Annotated in this window: 15 protein-coding genes; 7 read left to right on the top strand and 8 right to left on the bottom strand. The window is 41.0% G+C overall.

Features of this window, described 5'->3' with window-relative positions:
- Positions 1-12: 12 nt before the first annotated feature.
- Entirely contained in the window at positions 13-2,547 is a 2,535-nt protein-coding gene (locus AC1XUO_RS13555) for an SLBB domain-containing protein (protein WP_483330350.1), read from the bottom strand.
- A gap of 271 nt (positions 2,548-2,818) precedes the next feature.
- On the opposite strand from AC1XUO_RS13555, the gene AC1XUO_RS13550 reads away from it, so the two are divergent.
- Both AC1XUO_RS13550 and pheA read left to right on the top strand, forming a co-directional pair.
- Positions 2,819-4,693, top strand: coding sequence for a DNA topoisomerase IV subunit B (locus tag AC1XUO_RS13550; RefSeq protein ID WP_483330349.1), 1,875 nt, complete (start codon positions 2,819-2,821; stop codon positions 4,691-4,693).
- Between the two features lie 58 nt (positions 4,694-4,751).
- The gene (gene pheA / locus AC1XUO_RS13545; protein ID WP_483330348.1) at positions 4,752-5,828 is read left to right on the top strand and encodes a prephenate dehydratase; all 1,077 of its coding nucleotides are present in this window, start codon (positions 4,752-4,754) and stop codon (positions 5,826-5,828) included.
- A gap of 66 nt (positions 5,829-5,894) precedes the next feature.
- Here the strand turns inward: pheA and AC1XUO_RS13540 are convergent, their stop codons facing one another.
- The 3 genes from AC1XUO_RS13540 to AC1XUO_RS13530 all read right to left on the bottom strand — a co-directional run bounded on the left by AC1XUO_RS13540 (position 5,895) and on the right by AC1XUO_RS13530 (position 9,428).
- Positions 5,895-8,039, bottom strand: coding sequence for a hypothetical protein (locus tag AC1XUO_RS13540; protein ID WP_483330347.1), 2,145 nt, complete (start codon positions 8,037-8,039; stop codon positions 5,895-5,897).
- Positions 8,040-8,098: 59 nt separating this feature from the next.
- Complete coding sequence (locus AC1XUO_RS13535; protein ID WP_483330346.1) at positions 8,099-8,761, bottom strand: hypothetical protein; 663 nt, start codon at positions 8,759-8,761, stop codon at positions 8,099-8,101.
- A gap of 67 nt (positions 8,762-8,828) precedes the next feature.
- Entirely contained in the window at positions 8,829-9,428 is a 600-nt protein-coding gene (locus AC1XUO_RS13530; RefSeq protein ID WP_483330345.1) for a DUF4136 domain-containing protein, read from the bottom strand.
- Between the two features lie 316 nt (positions 9,429-9,744).
- Here AC1XUO_RS13530 and AC1XUO_RS13525 point away from each other — a divergent pair, with 316 nt between their 5' ends.
- From AC1XUO_RS13525 to AC1XUO_RS13515, 3 genes are all read left to right on the top strand, one after another.
- Positions 9,745-10,305 (top strand): DinB family protein, encoded by a 561-nt coding sequence (locus tag AC1XUO_RS13525; protein WP_483330344.1) that lies wholly within the window; start codon positions 9,745-9,747, stop codon positions 10,303-10,305.
- 222 nt (positions 10,306-10,527) lie between these two features.
- A complete protein-coding gene (locus tag AC1XUO_RS13520; RefSeq protein ID WP_483330343.1) occupies positions 10,528-11,205 on the top strand; it encodes a response regulator in 678 nt (225 codons plus the stop codon).
- Entirely contained in the window at positions 11,202-12,572 is a 1,371-nt protein-coding gene (locus tag AC1XUO_RS13515; protein ID WP_483330342.1) for a sensor histidine kinase, read from the top strand. The genes AC1XUO_RS13520 and AC1XUO_RS13515 overlap by 4 nt, the downstream gene beginning before the upstream one ends.
- Positions 12,573-12,983: 411 nt before the next feature.
- Here AC1XUO_RS13515 and AC1XUO_RS13510 read toward each other — a convergent pair whose 3' ends face one another.
- The 4 genes from AC1XUO_RS13510 to AC1XUO_RS13495 form a co-directional block, all read right to left on the bottom strand.
- Positions 12,984-14,072 carry a mechanosensitive ion channel family protein gene (locus tag AC1XUO_RS13510; RefSeq protein WP_483330341.1) on the bottom strand — a complete coding sequence of 363 codons (1,089 nt, stop codon included), beginning with the start codon at positions 14,070-14,072 and terminating at the stop codon, positions 12,984-12,986.
- 3 nt (positions 14,073-14,075) lie between these two features.
- Positions 14,076-14,912 (bottom strand): N-acetylmuramoyl-L-alanine amidase-like domain-containing protein, encoded by an 837-nt coding sequence (locus AC1XUO_RS13505; protein WP_483330340.1) that lies wholly within the window; start codon positions 14,910-14,912, stop codon positions 14,076-14,078.
- A 196-nt stretch (positions 14,913-15,108) separates the two neighbouring features.
- On the bottom strand, positions 15,109-17,097 hold the full coding sequence (locus AC1XUO_RS13500) for a site-specific recombinase (RefSeq protein WP_483330339.1): 1,989 nt from the start codon (positions 17,095-17,097) through the stop codon (positions 15,109-15,111).
- Between the two features lie 307 nt (positions 17,098-17,404).
- Positions 17,405-19,141: an alpha-amylase family protein gene (locus AC1XUO_RS13495; protein ID WP_483330407.1), complete on the bottom strand. Its 1,737-nt coding sequence runs from the start codon at positions 19,139-19,141 to the stop codon at positions 17,405-17,407.
- Between the two features lie 212 nt (positions 19,142-19,353).
- Here AC1XUO_RS13495 and pgmB point away from each other — a divergent pair, with 212 nt between their 5' ends.
- Complete coding sequence (pgmB, locus tag AC1XUO_RS13490) at positions 19,354-20,010, top strand: beta-phosphoglucomutase (RefSeq protein WP_483330406.1); 657 nt, start codon at positions 19,354-19,356, stop codon at positions 20,008-20,010.
- 60 nt (positions 20,011-20,070) lie between these two features.
- Positions 20,071-22,386: a glycoside hydrolase family 65 protein gene (locus tag AC1XUO_RS13485; RefSeq protein ID WP_483330338.1), complete on the top strand. Its 2,316-nt coding sequence runs from the start codon at positions 20,071-20,073 to the stop codon at positions 22,384-22,386.
- The last annotated feature ends 18 nt before the right edge of the window (positions 22,387-22,404 follow it).

Below are 22,404 nucleotides of genomic sequence, written 5' to 3'. Positions count from 1 at the left end.
ATATTCTAATTTTTAATTTAAAGTACGGAAGGCCAGAATAGTTACAATAAGCGTCATTACCGAGCTCAACACACCAATCGTTGTCTGAATAGCTTGTTGAGGAGTCAGTGAAGGAGCTCCTCTAACGGGAACGAAAATCTCTGATCCAGGCTGCACTTTTGGATATACATTGAAGAACATGAACTTTCTGGTACGATCAACAGACCCGTTCGGGTATTTGATGTAAGAGCTCTTACGAAGCGATCTCGTCGTGAATCCTCCCGAGTGTGAGATATAATCAATGAATGATAATCCTTTGCCGTATTTAACAGTAGTAGGATAAAGAACTTCACCAGTAACCTGAACCGTTTCCAGTCTTTTAGGAATTCGGATAATATCACCTTCCTGCACCACAAGATCTTCGAAAGAACCCGGGTTCTTCATGATGCTGCTCAGTTTGATTCCGATGGACTCTTCTCTGACGTTGGGCTGGTCTCCGGTAATCTTCCCTTCTTTGATACTTTCCTGGGTTGCTTCCTCCTCTAAAAAGTCAGTTGGTGCTGCAATATTTTTAACGAAAGTTCTTCGCAGCAAAGTTGCTCCTTCCGGATATGCAAGTTCAGTTAAACCACCTGATCTTTTAATGATATCGCTGATTTTGTCACTCTTGTTGATAATGGTATAAGAACCCGGAACCAGAATTTCTCCTTCAAGAAAAACAGACTGCTGTTCTACATAGTTTGGCGATTTTCTAACGATAACCTGGTCAAACGGCAGAAGAACGAAATTGCTTTCTTTATTTCCGATCGAAAGGTCACGATTTACATTGAATTTGAAAGTTTCAGCGATCTGTGCATTGGCGGCGCCAGGTATGCTGTTCCTTTTTCTTCTTATTACTTCGACTTCTGTAGTAAATGCTGACTCTTTAAAACCACCAGCTTTTACAAGCACGTCTTCCAGAGTCATGTTGGCAACGTAAGGATACTTGCCATCATTTTCTCCGAATCTTGGGTTATTTACTTCGCCTTCAACGGTTACAATGGCAGACTGCGCCATATCAAATTTAGAAGGTATCACAACCTGATCAAGGCGGGTCAGCACAAGGTCAGGAACGTTATTGTTCAAAACATCACCAAGGTTAAGCTGGATACTTTCAATCGTCAAATCAGCTTTTGTTCTTAAAACAGAAATTCTGCCTGTAAAAGCGTCTTCACGAAGTCCCTGTGCATTTTCTATCAATTTCTTCAAAGTCCCGCTATTGTCAAGAGAATAGTTTCCCTGGCGCATTACGGCACCTTCAATCGTTACGATATTTTCGATACGGTCAAGAATAGTCTCAACGTTGATCAGGTCACCAGTAACAACTTCCGCTGTTCCGTAGTCTTCCTGAGGAACGTCTACAATTTTTCTTTCTCTTGGTGTAATTCTTTCAATTTTTACGCGTGCCTTGTATGCATTGTCATTAAAGCCACCAGCGTATTTAAGTACGTCTGAAAGTTTTTCCTCTTCTTTCAATTCATATATACCCGGTCTTTTTACCATTCCGGAGATTTCAACTCGCTTTTTGTAGTAACCTACAACGACGTTATCGTTATCCTGAACGCGAATATCTCCGTCAATTTTACCATTAACGAGATAATCGTAAATATCAAGATGGGAAATTACTTTTCCTGCGCGGACAACACGCACATCGCGGAACGAACCGATTTCATTTGGGCCACCTGCCTGATAGAGTGCATTAAAAGCAGAGGCAAGGGAGGTAATTTCATAAGTTCCAGGATTGATAACCTCTCCCGTTACGAAGACTTTCACATTCCGGATTGCTCCCAGCGTCACCATCAATTTGGTTCTGGCCGTCTCACCATTCGTTCCGATAAGTCCCGGAGTGAATTTTGAAAATTTATCAATAAGTATTTTTCTTACTTCTTCGATGGTTCTTCCACTTACATTTATATTACCCAGACGCTCAATGGTTATAAAACCATCACGGCTTACGATTGCCTTGTAAGTAGCCTCTGCATAGTTATATAAGTAAATGTTCAATTCGTCGCCAGGACCCACTACGTAGTTGGTTGGTGTAGCGATCTGTAAATCAGGAATTGGATCGAATTGTTTGTTTGCGAAAATTGAATATCCATAGATTTTCTGACGCAAAGCAAGTTTCTCCTGCTCCTCAGCACTAAGCGTTCCGGTTGTAGACGTATTGATCTTTGTCTGGTCTGCGCCTTCTTTGGGAGCATTAGGATCATTATTATCAGCGGCGGCTGCTTTTGCCTTTTCAGCGGCTTGTGCGTCGCTTGCTTTTTGCTGGTTGGACTGCTGGTTTGAATTTGCAGGCTGGTTTCCTTGTTGTGTTCCTTGTTGAGCTCCCTGATTTCCCTGCGCGCCTGATTGTGAGCGGGGAGCATTGGATTGGGAGCCACTTTGATTTGTTCCGGTTGATGTAGGTGCGCTAGTGGGAGCAGATTGTGGAGCTACAACCTGCGAAAGGCCTGGTAAAGAAATAATCAAACTTAAAAAATAAGGTAAGATAAATTTGCAATTTTTAGCCAACTTGAATGTGTTCATATGAAGTTTATTGTACTATGAAATGCGACCGTTTCATTAAAAAAAAAGTAAATGAGCTCTTATTTTTGCACTAAAATCAAGCTCAATTAGAATTTTAGTTTTCCTAGTTTAAGACAAAGTAAATTAGATTTTTCTTATTTTTAAAGAATTTCTATTAATCGGCTCCAAACTTATTCAGGAGCAAAGGTACAATAGGGTAACGACATATGACCCAAAATATTAAAATACAACATTAAATTCATTAATATCCAAACTAGAGTATTCATAGATTATGGAAAATAGTACCAGCATACAATACGACGAGGATAGCATAAAGTCACTGGATTGGAAAGAACACATTCGTTTAAGACCTGGAATGTACATTGGGAAGTTAGGTGACGGTTCCTCAATTGATGATGGTATATATGTGCTTGTCAAGGAGATCGTCGATAATTCGATTGATGAGCACATGATGGGTAACGGAAAAAATATTGAAATAAAAATTTCCGAGCATCGGGTCGAGGTGCGTGATTATGGACGGGGAATTCCGCTGGGAAAGGTGGTGGATTGCGTTTCAAAGATCAATACCGGTGGAAAATATGACTCCGGCGCTTTTCAGAAATCGGTGGGTTTGAACGGGGTGGGAACAAAGGCTGTAAACGCACTGTCGCATTATTTCAAGGTTCAGTCGTTTCGTGAGGGAAAATCAAAAAATGCTGAATTTCACCAGGGGAATCTTGTCAATGAATCCGGCGAAATTGTTACTTCTCAGCGAAATGGAACCCATATCGCCTTTGAGCCAGATGGAATAATTTTTAAAAATTTCAGATATATTCCACAATATCTGGATAATATGATCTGGAATTACTGCTATCTGAACGCAGGTTTGACGATTAATTTTAACGGCCAAAAATACATTTCACATAACGGTCTGATGGATCTTCTTGTCAGCAAATCTGACGCAGAATCAATTCGTTATCCGATTATTCACTTGAAAGGCGAGGATATTGAGTTCGCCATGACCCACGGCAACCAGTATGGAGAAGAATATTATTCCTTTGTAAACGGTCAGTATACCACACAGGGTGGAACGCATTTAGCCGCTTTCCGGGAGGCGGTCGTAAAAGCGGTTCGTGAGCATTTTGGGAAGGATTATGCGCCTGAGGATATTCGTTCGTCCATTATTGCTGCGGTGGCGATCCGTGTGCAAGAGCCTGTTTTTGAGTCACAGACAAAAACGAAACTGGGTTCAAATACCATTACGCCAGATCCAAACAGTACCACGATAAGGACATTTGTAAACGATTTTGTGAAGGAAAGGCTTGACAATTATCTGCACATGAACCCCGAGGCGCGCGATGCAATGAAAAAGCGTATCGAGCAGTCGGAAAGAGAGCGTAAAGAATTGGCAGGTATTAAAAAGCTGGCGAATGACCGTGCGAAAAAAGCGAACCTGCATAACAAAAAACTTCGTGACTGCAGATTGCATTTCACTGACCTTAAAAATGAATTACGTCATGAGAGTACCTTGTTCATTACTGAGGGGGATTCTGCAAGTGGCTCGATTACAAAATCAAGAAATATACAGACTCAGGCAGTATTTAGTTTGCGAGGTAAGCCGCTGAATTGCTTTGGTTTAAATAAGAAAATCGTCTACGAGAATGAAGAGTTTAATCTTCTTCAACACGCGCTGGACATTGAAAATGGCGTAGAAAACTTACGTTTCAACCGGATCGTTATTGCCACAGATGCGGATGTGGATGGTATGCATATCCGATTGCTGCTCATGACTTTTTTCCTTCAATTCTTTCCTGATCTGGTTCGAAATGGGCACCTTTACGTGCTGGAAACTCCGCTTTTCCGGGTTCGCAACAAAAAGGAAACTTTTTATTGCTATAACGATGAAGAAAAACAGGCTGCGATAGCCAAGCTGGGAAGCAAGCCTGAGATCACGAGGTTTAAAGGATTGGGAGAAATATCACCGGAAGAATTCGGGAAATTCATAGGAGAAGACATGCACCTGGAACCGATAATCCTGCAAAAGGAGACTTCGATTCAGAAATTGCTGACCTATTATATGGGCAAGAATACTCCGGAACGTCAGCGGTTCATTATTGATAATTTGAAAATTGAGACGAATATTGAAGAGCTTGCGATTGCCATTTAAACGGCAGTAAAATAGCTTGAAAAAGACAAAATACGGATTACAAAAAATTAGATTATTTGTGGATTTACAACAATTAAGAGAACGCATCGACGCACTTGACGATCAGTTGCTGACAATTCTGAACGAAAGGATGGAATTGGTGAAAAGTGTTGGGGATTTAAAACGCTCTTCCAATTCTATTATTTATCGTCCCGAACGCGAAAAGCAAATTTTGGACCGTCTCGAAAAAAGAAACAACGGGTTGTTGACTCGCCAGGCAATCGACGCTATCTTTTTTGAAATTTTCGCTGTTTCCCGAAATCTGGAATTACCAGAGAGAATTTCTTATCTCGGGCCGGAAGGAAGTTTTACGCATCAGGCCGCAGAAAGCCGTTTTGGTGGTATGAGCGAATACCTCGTTTTGCCAACAATCCATTCCGTTTTTGAAAGTGTTGAAACAGGTCGTGCCAGGTTTGGAGTTGTTCCTATTGAAAATAATCAGGAAGGAATTGTTGTTGAAACTGCCGATTTCCTGCGTGAAAAAGAACTAACAATTGTCGCGGAGGTATTACTGCCAATCCACTTTACATTCGCTTCGCAGTCTGATTCATTGAAAGATATCAAGAGAATTTATTCAAAAGATATTGCTTTCAGGCAATGCGGAAAGTTTATAGGTGAATATCTTGAAGGTTTGGGCGTAGAACTTATCTCTGTGGATTCTACCTCAAAAGCGGCCAAGATGGCAGCCGAAGAGGCGGACTCGGCCGCGATCTGTTCATCCATTTCCGCGCGGTTATTTGGTGTCCCGATCTTGTTCGATAATATTGAAGATAATGATCAGAACAGAACACGTTTCCTGATCCTTTCAAAAGATGTTGTCAATCAGAAAAGTGATGATGATAAAACCACATTAATCGTAAACCTGCCGAATACCAATCGTCCGGGCGTACTTTATGAATTTTTGAAAGAATTTAATGACAGAGGAATCAACCTTACCAAAATAGAAAGCCGCCCGCTTCGTGGCGAGTCCGCTTTCCGGTTCTGGTTTCTGGTAGAATTTATCGGCCATATAAACGACGCACCGGTTCAGGAAATCATGCAAAAATATGGAAGCAGCCATATTAAATGGCTTGGAAGTTATGTCCGGGTATCCTGATTGTAAACAAAAAAAAGCGAACGGCAATTCTTAAAAGAGTTGCCGTCCGCTTTTTTTATTTGAAAATTATTTTAAAACCCCGCGGTACAACGATGGCCAGTTTCCGTATAGTGTTATCGTAGTTTTCGTCCCGTCAGGCAGACGGATATTCAACTTCCTGGTCGCTACCGGCGACTGGAATGAATCAACTCCTATGACCACAATCTTATTTCCTTTGATCATTGCAGAGACAAACGGCTCTTTTTGATCCGCAGCCAGTGCCGCCTGACCCGTTTGAGGTTCCTTCCAGGTACCGTTTAGTTCGTAGGCAAGATCCTGGTTTTTACCTCCAACAATTACATCTTCAACCTGTTTTGCCATCCAGTTGCCCAAAGCATAAAACTCAGTTGGGAAATCCCAGTAACGAGGCGAGTCGCCGTTTGGCTGTTCTTTGTAAAAAACAGAAACATCCGTTTTTCCATCTGCCGGATACCATTCTTTTCCCCATCCATTATCCTTCGGATCAAATCGATGTGCATTCGCTCCTTGGCCGGAGGGCTGGCTATCGTGCCACAAATAATACCCGTCAAATAGAACCAGTGAAAAAAGTGACATACTGAGCGCCTGACTTGCCGGCATCATTTCCAACTGATTCATGATTAAATCGCCTTCCGGATTTGTCGTATGGAAAAACCACGGAACGATTGGATCACTTGAAGTGGGCATGTGCCTGTTCCAGGCGTAGAATATGGCTTTGTTATTTTTCTGGAATGGTATCAGCTTATTAATTCGCAACGCGTGTATACCAGAAAGTAAGGTGAAATTATTCTGGGTATTTCCCTGCTCATCAGCAACGGAAGTTGGTCTTGGGTAAACATCTGTCGGCGAAATATTATAGAATTTCTGAAAGCTATCTCCATTTTTCAATGGATCAAAATTGGTATGGTTCGGATGCGGATCTGTGTATTCTTTAAGGAAATTTGCCGGCTTTTTATCACTCATCGTATTAAAATGCTGATTGGTGTAAGCGCTTCCTCCCCAGTAATCAAACAGATTCATTTTCGGATGATTTTTTTTGATTTGTTCAGCAAACCAGATCAACCGCTGTTTTACTTCGGGCGGATAATGCTGATTCCAGAATTCAAAATCAAAGGCATATACGCCATATCCCGGAACGGTATTGGCTGCATTTATAACTTCCTCGCGCGACAACTTTCCAAACCATGCCTGATCTTTGTCCTGGAAAAAACTTGGTGGGACTGTCCAGTGAAGCTTTTCATAGGGAACATCTTTTTCAAAAGCAGACAAATGTGTTATTCCTCGTTTGAAATAATTCTGTGGAGACACCCAGTTATTCAAACGGTAATGCATCACCAACTTTCCAGGAATTGGCTGAAATTCAGGAAATTGTGTATCGAAATGAACGTTAATTTCACGTGACGGGGAAAACCACCCAGGCATATCGATTTTTGTGAGTGCTGTATTTTCCTTTTTTAAACCTTGCGGAGAAATCCAGATGTTCTGCTGACGAAGAGATCTGTTTTTCAGAGGATTCCACCAATCGTTATATGGCGCATCGATCCACTTGGCCGTGACGGTATAAAGATAACCGGGCTGCACTTCAACACCGTTTTCAAGACCAGTCACAACAATATTGTCAATCATGATCACCCTTGTCCGGCCATCCTGATAATTAGCGAAATCTTTGAGGAATACTTTATTGTCTTTTGAAACGGGCCGAATATCCAGCCAGTTGTCTTTACTGCCTTGCCTGATCCACTTTTCAGCAGGTAAAATCTCATTGTCCTGCCTTTTATTATATTCAAATTCCGCTATTGTCTCACAGCCAGGTTGTCCCAGACTGCTCACTTTTATTTTAGTCTTACCGGCATTGAGGTTCAAATTTTCCAGTGTCAGCCACATGGATGTCCGGTGCGGCACTTTTTCGAATACTTGTATTTTGCCATTTTGCGAAATTTCGACGCGGTATGGAGCGAGTCCGCCGGCATTTGCAGCGAGCTCAAACTGCATTTCCCTGCCAATTTGTTTGTATCGACGCACCGTGAGGTCACAGGCATTGGATGCTGAATCAATCGTGATCGCAACGGGTAAAGTTGAAATCTCAGTGTATGTTTTACCTTGTGAAGGCCCAAACCGGTTCCATGCCCAGAATCCTGTTCCCGCAAAAACGGCAAGAACGGTGCTGATCCAGATAATTGATGTTTTCGACAAAATCTTTTTTTTATGCAAAACTGAAAATTAAGACAAAGTGTGTAATGGCTGAAAATTGTCTACCACCAACGGTAAAACAAACCTACCGAGGCATTTACTGACGAAACTCCGTTGTCTACGTAGTCGTAGTCGTAGGAAGTTCCCTGGTATTTTACCCTGATATCGGCGCCGAAGTTACCATCTTTTTTGAAGAGAAATTTAGACCCCACTCCAATTCCGTAGGTTGGGCGAATTTTTTGCTGTTGCTCTGCAAGAATTCCATAATACAATGTGTAGTCCAGAATACTGGCACCGGCGCTTAATTGCACATAAGGCTGCACCCTCGCATTTTTAGGCGCGAAACTGTAATTTACAAACGCCTGAATAGGATACTGCATAAGTGTCCTGGTCTGAACCGCAGAAATTTCACTTCCATCACTTTGCTGATAAGTAGCTCTCGGTATTCTTTTTTTGAAAAAAGAATACCCCACTTCGCCACCTACAGAGAAAGAATTTTGAAAAACCCATTCCAGTGCGATTGAATAATTTTCAAATGAAGTTTTGTCAATATAATTGCTTGAAAAAGAACCAACCGGAATCGCTCCCGTATATCTGGCAGTTACCTGATAATGCGTGTAACGATCATAAGGAGAGGCTAATGTGTACAGTTTTGGTGCTTGTTCCTGTGCATAGGCCGGAAGTATTGCAGCCAGTAGGAGTGCTGCTAAGATTATTTTTTTCATTTTAAATTCAATTGAAAATACACGGGAAAACCGCGATAGTTAAATTTATTGAGCGAATCCGCCGGAGTTATTTAAGACTCAAATAAGTGGATTGTCCAAAGGCCGAATCCACCATTTGATCAATATAATCCGGATTGGCAAGGCCTCCGCCGCGGATTTGTGCGTCCCAGATAACGTTTAATCTTTCTGCAGTACTATCAGCGTTTTTCAGATCCAGCATTGAAATAGCCCAATAACTCTCGCTGGTTTCATAAGTATAATACCCAGGATATCCGTAAAACCCTCCATAATATCCGCCCCAATATGAAGAATAGGGATTGGATGCTACATTTAAATAAGTGTTGGTAATTCTGGCGGCCGTCAGCCCCACATCAGGTTTTTTGTCTACGGCTACATAAGTGTATCCAAGATTTTGCATATTGGTTATAATGCGGGTCAAAAGATCCCGGTCAATACTGGTCAGTGCAGTTCCTGATCTGCTGTCCTGTACAACGGTTACGGAATCTGATATGCTAAATGTTTTGAAAGATTTGAAATTGGCACTTTTATCATGGTTGGTTATAAAAACCTGTGAGTCAAGGTCAGATAAGTCATTTACCGGATCATTACTACATGAGGTCAGCCAAAGCGTGGCAGAAATAATTAAATATGATGCTTTTCTTAACATAGCGTTACTTTGCGTTTTAGTTATTTGATTAACGAATTTTAAATTTGAATCATTTTATTTTTCTCATTTTAGCGCGGTTATTTTTTATATTTCCACGCCTTATAGTTGATAAGGGACTATCTGAAAAGTCATTTGGTTGTAAAACGGAAAATATTTTGAATTACAAACAGCCTTGGAGCAGTCGTAAAGAAATCTTTAAGGAATAGAATTGGCAGACTACGAACTTTATTTGCCAATGTCCTGTTCGTTGCTTTATTTTAGTAATATTAAAAAATCTTAAATACCCCTGGTAATTCGAGCTTAGAACAAAAAATATATGGAAGCAAAAGAAGAAATTTTAAGGATCATAGATGTTCTCAACGATACTTATGAAAGTGAGGAAGCCTGGTATGGCCCGTCTGTCGTAGAAGCTTTGCGTGATGTAACGCCTAAAATGGCCGAGCTTCGGTTAAGCGCAAATACACACTCGATTGCAGAAATCGTTTATCACATGACCACATGGCGGATTTTTGCGGTACGGAAAATTCAGGGTGATGAGGAATTTGATATCAAAACACTGGATAAAGACTGGAAAAAAATCCCGATTGTCGATGATTTCGAGTGGGAGGCCATTCAAATGGAATTAAGTTTGTCGCAGGAGGAACTGGTTTCTGAACTGGAAAAGATTGAAAATGATAGTTTCCTGGAAGAATTTGTACCAGGAAGGGACTATTCGTATTATACCATGATCCATGGGGTAATTCAGCACGACGTATATCATGCTGGTCAAATCGGTCTGATCAAGAAGGCTTTGAAAGGAATGCAGCTTGAAGAAGAAGATGATTTTGGTGCATTTGACGACCGCTCGGGCACAGGAAGCGATAGTGATTACTATTGATCTGAGTTATAGGAAATTTTGTATTTCTTGTAATTAAAGTATTAAATAATAAGAAAAAGTAATAGTTTGCATAATAATTAAAGGTAGTATTCGCTTGGATACAATTTCTTTAATGGTGTGGATATATGTCAAAAGGCCACTCGGTTTATCGAGTGGCCTTTTTTATGAATTGTCTAAAATCTATGCAACATTTGATGAAAATATTCAGAATAACGTTAAGATATGAAAATATTAATTGTTGAGGATGAGCCAAAGTTAGCTGGTTTTTTGAAACGTGGTCTTGAAGAACAATCCTGGGAAGTTGAGTTGGCGTATGATGGTCAGGTTGGGAAAAAAATGGCGTCTAACTATCGATTTGATGTCATTGTTCTTGATGTAAATCTCCCGATTATCAACGGCTACGATCTCGCAAAACAGTTACGCAACGACGGATTAACTACACCCATTTTATTTTTAACGGCCCTGGGTACCATCGACGATAAGTTGGACGGGTTTGAAGCTGGTGGTGACGACTATTTGGTAAAACCTTTTGAATTCAGAGAATTAATTGCCCGCATCAAAGTTCTTTCGCAGCGAAACAGTAATCGGGAACAGTCCAGTCAAGTACTAAAACTGGCAGATCTGGAATTGAATCTGGACGAAAAAGTCGCGCGAAGAGGCGGAAACCGTATTGATCTGACAGCCAAAGAATTTGCCTTGCTTGAATATTTAATGCGAAACCGTGGAAGAGTAGTTTCCCGCGTTGACATCGCAGAACAGGTATGGGATATTCGTTTTGATACCGGAACCAATGTGATCGACGTGTATATTAACTTTTTACGTAAAAAAGTTGATAAGGATTATGATACCAAGTTGATCCATACGGTTGTTGGAATGGGTTATATTTTCAAGGAAGAATGAACATCAAAAGCCGTCTGACGCTACTTTTTACCATGTTGGTTGGCTCCATCATGGCACTTTTCTGTTTGTCTATCTACTATTTCTACGATCAGTACCGGGAGAAACAATTTTACTCTTTTCTCAATGAGAGAGGTCAGACGATCGCGCAATTGGTAGAGGCGAGTAAGGGAATAAGTAAGGCGGATATTGCAAAAATTGAAAAGGAAAATAATACAGTCCTGCTCGATGAAGAGATAACGATCTATGATGGCGCAGACTCCGTTATTTTTAACAGCGGTTCTTATGACTTCCCGATGACACGGCAAATGCTTTTTGATGCGCGTAATGGTAAGGAAATTCATACCAAACATGCGAAAAAAGAGGTCATCGTCATCAGGCATATTTTGCAGGATCATCGCAGACCCTGGGTTGTTGTCGCGATTGCGAACGACCATTTAGGTACAGATCAGCTGAAAAGGTTGAGGGAAATTTTGTTAATCGGCTGGTTACTTTCGCTGGTTCTTGTTGCGGTTGCAGGTTGGCAGTTTTCAACGGATGCGATTAAACCTGTTTCTGATATAATCGCACAGGTGAATAATATTTCTGCCGGAAATTTACATGATAAAGTGACTGTTGGCCGTGAAAAGGATGAACTGGCTTTGCTTGCGCAAACATTTAACCTCATGCTTAACCGGCTGGAAATTGCGTTTGTGGCCCAAAAGAATTTTGTATCTCATGCCTCGCACGAATTACGGACGCCGTTAGCGCTGATCATGAGCGAGGTGGAAGTAACGCTGATGAAAGCACGAACAACGGAATATTATGAAGATGCGCTGAAAGGTATACTTCAGGAGGCAAAGGAAATGAACGAACTGGTGAGCAGATTGCTGGAACTGGCGCGGACAGAAGAGCATGCCTTTCGGGTAACTTTTTCAAAGATAAGGATTGATGAAGTTTTGTGGCAGGCTCAGGCTTCAATCCAGCAAAAAAATCCAGCATATCATGTGGATATCAACTATGGCCAGATACCGGAAAATGAAGAAGAGCTGCTTCGGTATGGAGATGAAAGTCTTCTGAAAACTGCCTTCATGAATTTGATGGACAACGCCTGCAAATATTCAGATAATAACACGGTTAACGTTTTTCTGGAAATTGATAAAGACCTGATCAAAATTTCTTTCAAGGACATAGGCACCGGGATAGCCGCTGCGGAATTACCATTTGTTTTTGATACTTTTTATCGCAGTTCAAAAACCATGAGCAAGGCCGGTTATGGTATAGGCCTGGCACTTACAAAACGTATTATCACCATGCAGGGGGCGAGCATCGAGGTCGAATCGAAGATTGGGCAGGGAAGTACTTTTATTCTTAAATTTCCTCCGTTTTAACTACTCACTTCATTTTAATTTGTTTTTAATTCGGCCTTAATGCGCCTTTAACAAGGTCAGTGGTTTTTTGTTCCATAAAATTGCCCGGAAGGTATTTTGTGTTCTGATTGCCGCGGTTTTTGAAAATTACCTTACCCGAAAACAAATCTGGAAGGAATATCGCAAGGAAAAATATTATAGTCTGTTTTTCCAAAGTGAATTAGGTTGACCAAACGATCATGAAATTATAACCCTTCTTAACCGTTATGAACAGGCAGGAGGAAAAACAGAATTGATAGGATTTGAAAACTATCAAGCGCTGTCAGATTTTTCGCTGGCAGCCAGAAAGAATCAATACTTAACTGTAATAGGTTAAATTGAGAGGTGAGTAGTAAGACAAAAAATGCCCCTCGGAATTCTAGGGGCATTTTTTTACAAATTATTAGAATTATTTGACATTCCAGGCTGATGATTTTTCTTATCTTCGATCAGCAAACCTGGTAGTGATTCAGGATATTCCTCCCGGATAAATTCAATTATCTTTTCCCTGACCAGACAGCGTAAATCGAATGCCTGAGACGAATTTCTGGCGGACATAAGTGCGCGGATGACCATAAATTGTGCCTGTGTGTCTGTTACCTGCAATGCCCAGGATTTTCCATCCCAAAGCGGGGTATTCAGCAGGATGTCATGAAGTTTTTCCCGGAGTTTTTCTACCGGGGTATGATAATCCAGATTGAAAAATGCGGTGCCAATTAAAGTGCTGTCGTTGCGTGTCCAGTTTTGAAAAGGTTTTTCAATAAAATAGGTGATAGGTAATATCAATCTTCTGAGATCCCAGATATTAACAACCACGTAGGTAAGGTTAATTTCTTCAATCCTTCCCCATTCTCCCTCTACAATGACAACATCATCAATTTTGATAGGCTGTGTGAATGCAATCTGAATTCCGGCAAGCAAATTCGCCAGGGACTTTTGCGCCGCAAAACCAATAATAACACTAAAAATACCCGCCGATGTAAGAATCCCGACACCATACTGCCGGACACTATCGAAACTTAAAAGCAAGATAGAAACCCCAATAAGGATAATCAGGATGATGATCATCCTTTTCACAAATTTGATTTTTGTAAAAAATTTCCGCGCATCGTTATTGTCAGGCTGATCAAAATCCAGCTTACTAATCAATATTTTTTCGATAATGATGACAACGCGGGTCATCAACCAGGTGCTTACGGCAATCAGTGCAATTTTACTAATGGCATGGGTGAAAGCATATTGTGGATGGGATAAAATATATGTTTTGGTGATCAGCGTAATGATCAGCAATGGTATGAAAAAATAGAGAACGCTTGTTTGATTCTCATGAATAGCCTTGATAACCGGCCAGTCTTTTTTTCTTGCTGTGATAGAAATCGTTTTAATTACGATAGCACTCAATACCAAACCTGCCAAACCCGCGACCAGGATGATCAGCCATGGAGAGTTCTTGTAGTCCAGTAGTTCCAGAAATTCATTCATGGTTTATTGTTCAGTCATGCGTGCCACGATCATTCCCGTGTGCTTGGGAACGGAAGCAACATATTCAGCAAGCGGCAAGGATGATAAAATAACTTTTTTGCCGGCAAGAGATGCATGAAGCAGGTATGCACGGCTGCCAATTTTTGTAATGATACCCATATGGTTGCAGTCGAGGCCCTCTACCGAAGAAGTGAAAGCGACTATATCGCCATCTCTCAGAAGCGGTTCGGTTTTTTGTAAAGCTGCTTTTGGAATATAGGAATGTTCTCTGCTATTGATAATATTTTCCTGTTCTTTTATTTTTTCCCAAACCTCTGTCGCATCCAGCGCCGGGTAAAAATTCGCATGCGTGCTCATGAAATTTATTGTCTTTTTTAAAGGTACACCGCCAACCTTCTCTGTTATATCTTCCAGTAAGCCACGTTTTTCATTTTCATACATCCAGTCAAAAACATAATGCAAACGGGATGGATACCCGTCGATCACACCATTTCGATAGCGGATTTTGGTAAGCTCCGTTTTATAACCTTCGTAGTTAAGATTTTCGTTTTTGGAAATAGCCAGCGCCAGAGAATTTTCCACGAGTGTGGTACAATCCAACCCGTCAAATCTGCAGACAAGTTTTTCAGTCGGATTGCCTTCCAGCGTGCTCGCGACGTAAGGCGTTCCAAGAAAAGATTCAGCCATGCGTAAAACCTGCGTGCCTAAGTCGCCATTACCAGGAAGCTCCATTTTCTGTGCAAAAACCCTCTGCGGCGTTGATTGTGCCGCTGACTTTTTCGTCGAAAATATTAAAAAAGAAAACGCCGCTACGGTTAAAAGGGCGATATTTATTTTCATTGCAGGTAATAATTTACCGCTGTTCATAACGTGATAACCTTTATAATAGAGTGAATTAAAAACAAGATATTAAAATGTGTGCCATTTCATGCATTGGAAAGCCAAAATGGTATTTTTTATAACTGTGAGGACAAATTTATTCACATTTTATAAATAACATCACTTATTTGATCATAGGTCGCCATTTTACAACTTCTCATTTTTGAATAAAAGCTTCTGGCAATTCGTCATTTTCTTTAACTGTTTCCTGCACCGGGAAAAAGAAAGCGGAACCATGGTGGAAAAATTGCCAGGATAGATTTCCCAACAAACTTTTTACCTCACTAAATCTCGCGTTTCTGGATTTCAACGCAAATGCAATGGAAAGCCCAAAGCTTACCAGTACATTCATGATACCGATACAGGTAATTCCGATCACAGAATTTATCCAGAGATCAGTCGAAATCTCACTATTTAAGCCAGCAAAAGCAATGCCAAAATTTCCGGATGCAAAGGTGATATGGCGAATGTCGAGCGGTAGGCCGAAGGTAAATCCGATCGCGCTTGTGGAACCAAGGAAGACTCCGAGTGCAAAATTTCCCGTAAGTGCCCCAAAATTATGTTCGAAATAATTTGCCGCCCGGTTCAATCTTTTTTGTCCCAACAAGCGGATTAATCCCGGGTGGTTAACCAGTCTCAGAGAAAACTTATTGTAGATCCATTTGTTTTCATAATACCCGGCAATTAGTCCTGAGATCATCAGGTATACACCGGCAAGGGCAGCATGTGGAATGGCCAGGCTTTCCCAGGCATTCAGTTCGCCGATTAATTTATGCGCTTTGGCTGGGTCTGCAATATGAAAACCATTGAAATAAAAGTAAAGCCAATCCAGTCCGTAAGCAACCGGAAAAGCGATCGAAGCATTACCTATGAGCGAAATAAACTGGCTCCTGACAAGTCTTATAAGAAGTTGGGTAGTCGTTTCAAGCCAATTTGGATTTTGTCCGTTATTGCTAAGATTCGCAGCAATTGTCGAAGCGGTCATCGCTGGCTGCTTGGTAGCAATGGTAAATCCAAGGATATGGATGATCATGAAACCAATCGAATAATTCAGACTATAAAAAAATGCTTCCCAGAAAATGGGCAAATGCTGAAAATATAACCGCGTCTTGTTACAGCAAAGCAACCCAACAACGACACCGCCGCCAAGTGCTTTTCTGAATAATCTCCAATAGCCTGACCTGTCCGAGGAAATGTAATGTTCACCAGTTTTCGACGTATTTTCAATTACTTTAAAAGTCAGTAATTGCAGATTGATCGAGAAATGTTTCCGAAGACTATACTTGGTATTTTCTGCGTAAACAAACTCTTTAAAAAGATCTGTGACGATCTCCCATTGCCGCTGTTTTTCTTCTGTTTGAAGCAGTTCCAGCAGTTGCGACAAACGTTTCAGATATTGTTCCAGCTGCCGCATCATATAAGTCAGCTGAAGACTGATCCCGAAAACGTCTTTGTGTTTATAGATGTAATTAACCTGCGTTTTACACTGGCTGATCATGACTAAAATATGCTTATAGTCGCTGTCGCGGCCTTCTTCGTCGTAATTATATTGGTTTAAAGTCTTTTCTACATACAGCATCACCTCCCGGTTCAAACCCAGAAATGGAGAATCGAGATCGTCAATTCTTGGTATTTTAGACACAACTTCCGGTTCAATTCCCAAATTGGCAGCGCGCTGTGCAAGTACAAGAATGGAGTTTAACAGCTCACGTTCTATATATTCGGGTAATGCCGGGCTTATGTCATTGAAAATATCTGCAAAGAAATTACTCCAATTTTCGTCCGGAATTGCCTGGACCCAGTGATAATCTTTTTTGTCATTGAAGAAATTATCGAACTGTGTACGTAATTCAACGGGGTCATCTACTGGGGGAAGAAATTTAAAACTTAATCTTGTGGAGGCGTCCGAAAAAAAACCTCTGTTAGAACCAATTTCAGCTTCGGTCAGAAGTGATACGAATTTGGTAGATAATAGAATCGAATAGATTTGCTCGGCTAAAAGATCTTTTTCCCTTCGATCCGTAAGAATGTTTTCCAGGATATCTTCAAAAGGCTTATTCTTAGTATTTGTTTTGAATGAACTTCGGATAATCTCTATAAATTTCCCGAAATAATTAAGACGGCTTTGTGTAGAAACGCTGTTCATATTATATTAAAAGTTAAGCGTTTACATTGAGTGAGACACTTTTCTGCCAAATTAGCTTCCGGAAATATAAACCGTACTTTCCTTTTCCTGATTTCAATAATTACTGTGTTGGTGAGTGCGTGGCCCAACTAAAATTGGTATACCCACAAAGTAAATTTAGACATTCTTTCGCAACAGACCGGTAATGCTAACCAATAGTGCAATATTGTATTCGCATAGTTCAAATAAGTTATCACATGGGTTGACATAAGAAGAGGCAAAGTCGCGAACTTTTGTCACGGCTTTGCCTCAGCTATAATATTTTCGTCTACTTTTCTACTATCTCGTACACATACACTGAATTAGGCGGCAGCGTTACAGGAATACCCGTCGACGTAATCTCGGAAGGTCTGATGTTGGGTGTTAAAATTAACATCGGGAAAACCTGTTTCATGGTATATGAACTAGTTGCATTTAATTGCAAAGTATCGGTCCATGCATTCTCAGGAACACGAATGTTCGTATGGATTGTACGTTCCAGATCAAAATTGTAAAAGAAAAGCAGTTTTTGATTATCCGTATAGCGCAGATAACTGTAAACCCTTGTTTTATCATATCCGGCACTTTGTCCGTCAATGTTGATATACTGCAAATCATAAAAACCACCGGCATAAACAGCTTCATTCTGCATCACAAACTTGTTCAGGCTTTCATAGAATGACCGGAGTTTCTGCTGGTCTGTATTCAGTTTCTCCAGATTATATTTACCGCCGTTCACATATTGCTGAAATTCAGTAACGCCCCAGTAATCGAAAATAGTAGTCCGTCCGTCTTCTCCCTGAAATCCCTCGGAAGTTACAGGATTCACGCCTAGTTCTTGTCCGAAGTAAATCATTAGCGGTCCCGTATGTAAGGTCGCACTCAAGGTCATCGCAGGCACAGCAATCCAAGGATCTCCCGCAAAATATCTGGAAGCAATCCGTTGTTCGTCATGATTTTCAAGGAAACGCAGCATATTTTCAGCGATATCACCGGATTCCCGCAGCCAGATTCTGGTAATATCTTCCACGCTCCCGTTACCTTCCATCAAATGTCTGAGCGAATTATACAGACCTACCTTGTCGTACAGATAACTGAATTTTCCGTTTTTTATATAATTGTGATACTCAGCCGGATTGTAAATTTCAGCTATGAAAATTATATCCGGATTTACTTTTTGGATTTCCGGTATAACCCAGCCCCAAAATTCAACCGGTACCATTTCTGCCATGTCGCATCGGAAACCGTCAACACCTTTTTTAGTCCAGTAACGAAGTATGTCATACATTTTGACCCAGGTGGATGGAATCGGATCAAAATACGTTTTCCGGCCATTCAGATAATCGACACCATAATTGAGTTTAATGGTTTCATACCAGTCATATTGACTTGGCTGCGCCTTAAAAACGTCATTTCCCGTAGCCTTGGCCGGACTTTCGTAATAGGGAGCGACAACATTTACCGGAGGCTTATGACCTTCCGGAACAATAAAATCGTGGTTAGGTATGTAATAAAAATTGTTGTCAGGTTTGAACGAAACACAAACGTCATCATCCTCTCCGAAATCCCTGATCCCATTCGGTTTTACTTCTGAATGATACTGGCGGGCAACGTGATTTGGAATAAAATCAATAATGGCTTTCAGACCATTTTGGTGCGTTCTGGAAATCAGCGCTTCGAATTCCTGCATCCGGTTTGGCACTTCAACGGCCAGGTCTGGATCAACGTCATAATAATCTTTCACAGCATAAGGCGACCCGGCCATACCTTTCACAATAAGCGGATGATCCTGTAAAATCCCAAAAGTGCTATAGTCCGTTAAGGTCGCATGTTCAATAATACCAGTATACCATACATGTGTTATCCCCAGATTTTTTATGGAATCCAGTGCTACGTCGGTAATGTCGTTAAATTTTCCGGAGCCATTTTCTTCAATAGTTCCGTATATTTTATTGGTTGTATTCTGATTACCAAATAATCTCGTGAAAATCTGATAGACGACAAATTTATCGCGGTTGACAGGCATAATTCGTTTCTGTGTTATTTTAGACACATATTACAAATGGAGTGATTATTTATAACATGTTAATGAAACCGGCAATGGTGTTTAAACAACTTGCCGGTCATAAAGTTTCGATATATTAATTATTATAGAATTACTTTTTTTAAATATCGTTTGACTACATGAGTGAAAACGCTCTTTTTACTATTTTGCAAGATATTAAATTTATAAATGATATGCCGACTGTTCAAGCTTGCCTTTTTGATCTGGATGGAGTGATCGTAGATACTGCCAAATACCATTACCTTGCGTGGCGGCAACTTGCCAATCAACTTGGATTCGAATTGACATTGGAACAAAACGAATTATTGAAAGGAATCAGCCGGATGGAATCGCTGGACATTATCCTGAAAATCGGTGGTGTGGAATTGGGTGAAGAGGAAAAATTAAAACTGGCGGCAGAAAAAAATGTTCGTTATCTGGAACTCTGTAAGCAAATTACACCTGGTGACGCCTTGCCTGGCGTGCGGGGTTTTCTGGATGAATTGAGGAGAGATCAAATAAAAATAGGCCTGGGATCGGCCAGTAAAAATGCCAAAACCATTCTGACAAATCTGGATATGCTTCCCTATTTTGATACGCTTGTGGACGGAAACCGGGTAACAAAAGGGAAACCTGATCCACAGGTTTTTCTTATGGGAGCCGAAGATCTGGCTGTTTCGCCGGAGTTTTGTATCGTTTTTGAAGATGCTGTCGCCGGTATTCAATCTGCAAAAGCAGCAGGAATGATTGGCGTAGGCATTGGTGAAGCATCTGTATTGACGGAAGCTGATCTCGTCATCAAAGGCTTTGATGGCATATCTGTCAGTGACCTTTTTCAAAAGTTGAAGTAATTATCTTAAATCTGATAAAAAGTAACTACGCCAGACGGCAAAGTTGATAGCCCATATAAAATGAAAAACTACATAACGCACGATGAATGGAGTATCGTGGAAGAAGGTTTCCATGCTGCGCACAACGAAATTACGGAAAGTCTCATGAGTCTGGGAAATGGCCGGATGGGACAAAGAGGTAATTTCGAAGAAGGTTTTTCAGGAAAAACGCTGCTTGGGAATTATGTAGCCGGAGTTTATTTTCCGGATAAAACGCGGGTTGGCTGGTGGAAAAATGGCTACCCCGATTATTTTGCAAAAGTACTGAATGCTTGTAACTGGATAGGTATTGATGTAAAAGTTGGCGAGGAGGTTCTGGATTTGAATACGTGCCTGGTTGAGGAATTCCGGCGGGAACTGAACATGAAGGAAGGCGTTCTTGAAAGAAATGCTGTTGTGAAACTACCGAGCGGACGGCGGCTGAAAATTTATTCGAAGCGTTTTTGTAACATGGTCGACGACGAATCCGGCGCGATCCAGTTTTCTCTGACGCCGCTTGATTTTACCGATGTTTTTACGATAACACCATTTCTTGATGGAAATATCAGCAACCGGGATTCGAATTATGACGAAACTTTCTGGAATGAAATACATAAGGAAACAAGTTTTTCCGAAGGATATTTAGTTCTTGAAACCAAAGAAAATCCATACAGCGTAGAAAGATTTCAGGTAGCTACCGGAATGGCGTTCGACATTAAGATGAATGGACTGAAAACGGATTATCAGTCCTTGCCGGCGCGTCGGGAAAAGTATGTTTCAGGCATTGTCCATATCGAAGTAAAAGAAGGAAGTGAACTGACGGTTTACAAATATGCTGTCAATCTTAGCTCGACAAATTACGAAAGAGAAAATTTATTGAGCGAGGCTAAGACCTATGTTTCCAGGATTTGTAAAAAGGGCTTTGCGCAGTTATATGCAGAACATGTCCAGGCCTGGGCGGAGAAATGGGAGAAAAATGACATCACCATTGAAGGTGACATCGCCGCCCAGCAAGGAATCCGGTTTAATATTTTTCATCTCGGACAAACTTATACCGGCGAAGATGAGCGCCTGAATATCGGTCCGAAAGGATTTACGGGCGAAAAATACGGAGGAAGCACTTACTGGGACACAGAAGCTTATTGCATTCCTTTTTATTTATCCACCGCCGAAGAAAAAGTGGCCAGAAATCTTTTGGTTTATCGTCACAAACATTTGCAGAAGGCCATTGAAAATGCTGAAAAACTAGGCTTTAACAATGGAGCAGCGTTATATCCGATGGTGACCATAAACGGTGAAGAATGCCATAATGAGTGGGAAATAACTTTTGAAGAAATTCATCGTAACGGAGCGATTGCTTTCGCGATCTACGATTATACACGTTACACAGGTGACGAAAATTATTTATCGCAGTATGGGCTCGAAGTACTTATCGGTATTTCGCGATTCTGGAAACAACGCATCACCTGGTCTGGTGAAAAAAATCAATATGTAATGTTGGGTGTGACCGGTCCGAATGAGTATGAAAATAACGTTAATAACAACTGGTACACGAATTATATTGCCTGCTGGACGCTTCGGTATACGCTCGAAATAATCAATAAAATGTGGGAGAAGGACACCCAGCGTTTAAATGAAATTATTTTCCAGACGAATTTTGACCTGAACGGCGAAATAGCCGACTGGAAACATATCGTCGAATTTATGCACTTCCCTTACGATCCCGCGCGTCGGGTTTATTTACAGCAACAGGGGTTTCTGGACAAAGAACTATTGAGCGTAAATGATATAACAGATCAGCGGCCTATCAACCAAAACTGGTCGTGGGACAGAATTTTACGTTCGTGTTTTATCAAGCAGGCTGATGTTTTGCAGGGTTTATATCTTTTCGAAGATGATTTTACTGTTGATGATATCAAAAGAAACTTCGAATTCTATGAGCCTATGACGGTTCATGAATCTTCACTTTCGCCATGTGTTCATGCGATTTTGGCAGCAAAAACAGGGTTGAAAGAAAAAGCTTATGAAATGTATGTAAGAACTGCACGGCTTGATCTGGATGATTATAACAACGATACAGAAGATGGGTTGCACATCACGTCGATGGCTGGCACCTGGATGAGTGTCGTGAAAGGTTTCGCAGGCCAGCGCGTGAAAGATGGTTTTTTACACTTGAATCCATACATTCCCGAAGAATGGAGCTCTTATTCTTTCCGACTGGGATTCCGGGGATCGTGGCTGAAAATATCGGTGACGCAGGAAGGTGTATCCGTAGAAAATACTTCTGATCAGGAACTTACAATTTTCGTTAATGAAGAACGATTGTTTGTACCTGCACATGAAATCGTAACCAAATAATAATTTTTAAGTCAAGCA

The organism is Dyadobacter sp. HNCC25DJ186, assembly GCF_056895235.1.
This window is presented reverse-complemented; position numbering and strand designations above follow the sequence as displayed.

What these genes read in the sequence shown, in the direction of transcription:
- AC1XUO_RS13555 (WP_483330350.1), bottom strand. Translation starts at nt 2,547, where the DNA reads ATGAACACATTCAAGTTGGCTAAAAATTGCAAATTTATCTTACCTTAT.
- AC1XUO_RS13550 (WP_483330349.1), top strand. Translation starts at nt 2,819, where the DNA reads ATGGAAAATAGTACCAGCATACAATACGACGAGGATAGCATAAAGTCA.
- AC1XUO_RS13535 (WP_483330346.1), bottom strand. Translation starts at nt 8,761, where the DNA reads ATGAAAAAAATAATCTTAGCAGCACTCCTACTGGCTGCAATACTTCCG.
- AC1XUO_RS13530 (WP_483330345.1), bottom strand. Translation starts at nt 9,428, where the DNA reads ATGTTAAGAAAAGCATCATATTTAATTATTTCTGCCACGCTTTGGCTG.
- AC1XUO_RS13525 (WP_483330344.1), top strand. Translation starts at nt 9,745, where the DNA reads ATGGAAGCAAAAGAAGAAATTTTAAGGATCATAGATGTTCTCAACGAT.
- AC1XUO_RS13520 (WP_483330343.1), top strand. Translation starts at nt 10,528, where the DNA reads ATGAAAATATTAATTGTTGAGGATGAGCCAAAGTTAGCTGGTTTTTTG.
- AC1XUO_RS13515 (WP_483330342.1), top strand. Translation starts at nt 11,202, where the DNA reads ATGAACATCAAAAGCCGTCTGACGCTACTTTTTACCATGTTGGTTGGC.
- AC1XUO_RS13510 (WP_483330341.1), bottom strand. Translation starts at nt 14,072, where the DNA reads ATGAATGAATTTCTGGAACTACTGGACTACAAGAACTCTCCATGGCTG.
- AC1XUO_RS13505 (WP_483330340.1), bottom strand. Translation starts at nt 14,912, where the DNA reads ATGAAAATAAATATCGCCCTTTTAACCGTAGCGGCGTTTTCTTTTTTA.
- AC1XUO_RS13500 (WP_483330339.1), bottom strand. Translation starts at nt 17,097, where the DNA reads ATGAACAGCGTTTCTACACAAAGCCGTCTTAATTATTTCGGGAAATTT.
- AC1XUO_RS13495 (WP_483330407.1), bottom strand. Translation starts at nt 19,141, where the DNA reads ATGCCTGTCAACCGCGATAAATTTGTCGTCTATCAGATTTTCACGAGA.
- pgmB (WP_483330406.1), top strand. Translation starts at nt 19,354, where the DNA reads ATGCCGACTGTTCAAGCTTGCCTTTTTGATCTGGATGGAGTGATCGTA.
- AC1XUO_RS13485 (WP_483330338.1), top strand. Translation starts at nt 20,071, where the DNA reads ATGAAAAACTACATAACGCACGATGAATGGAGTATCGTGGAAGAAGGT.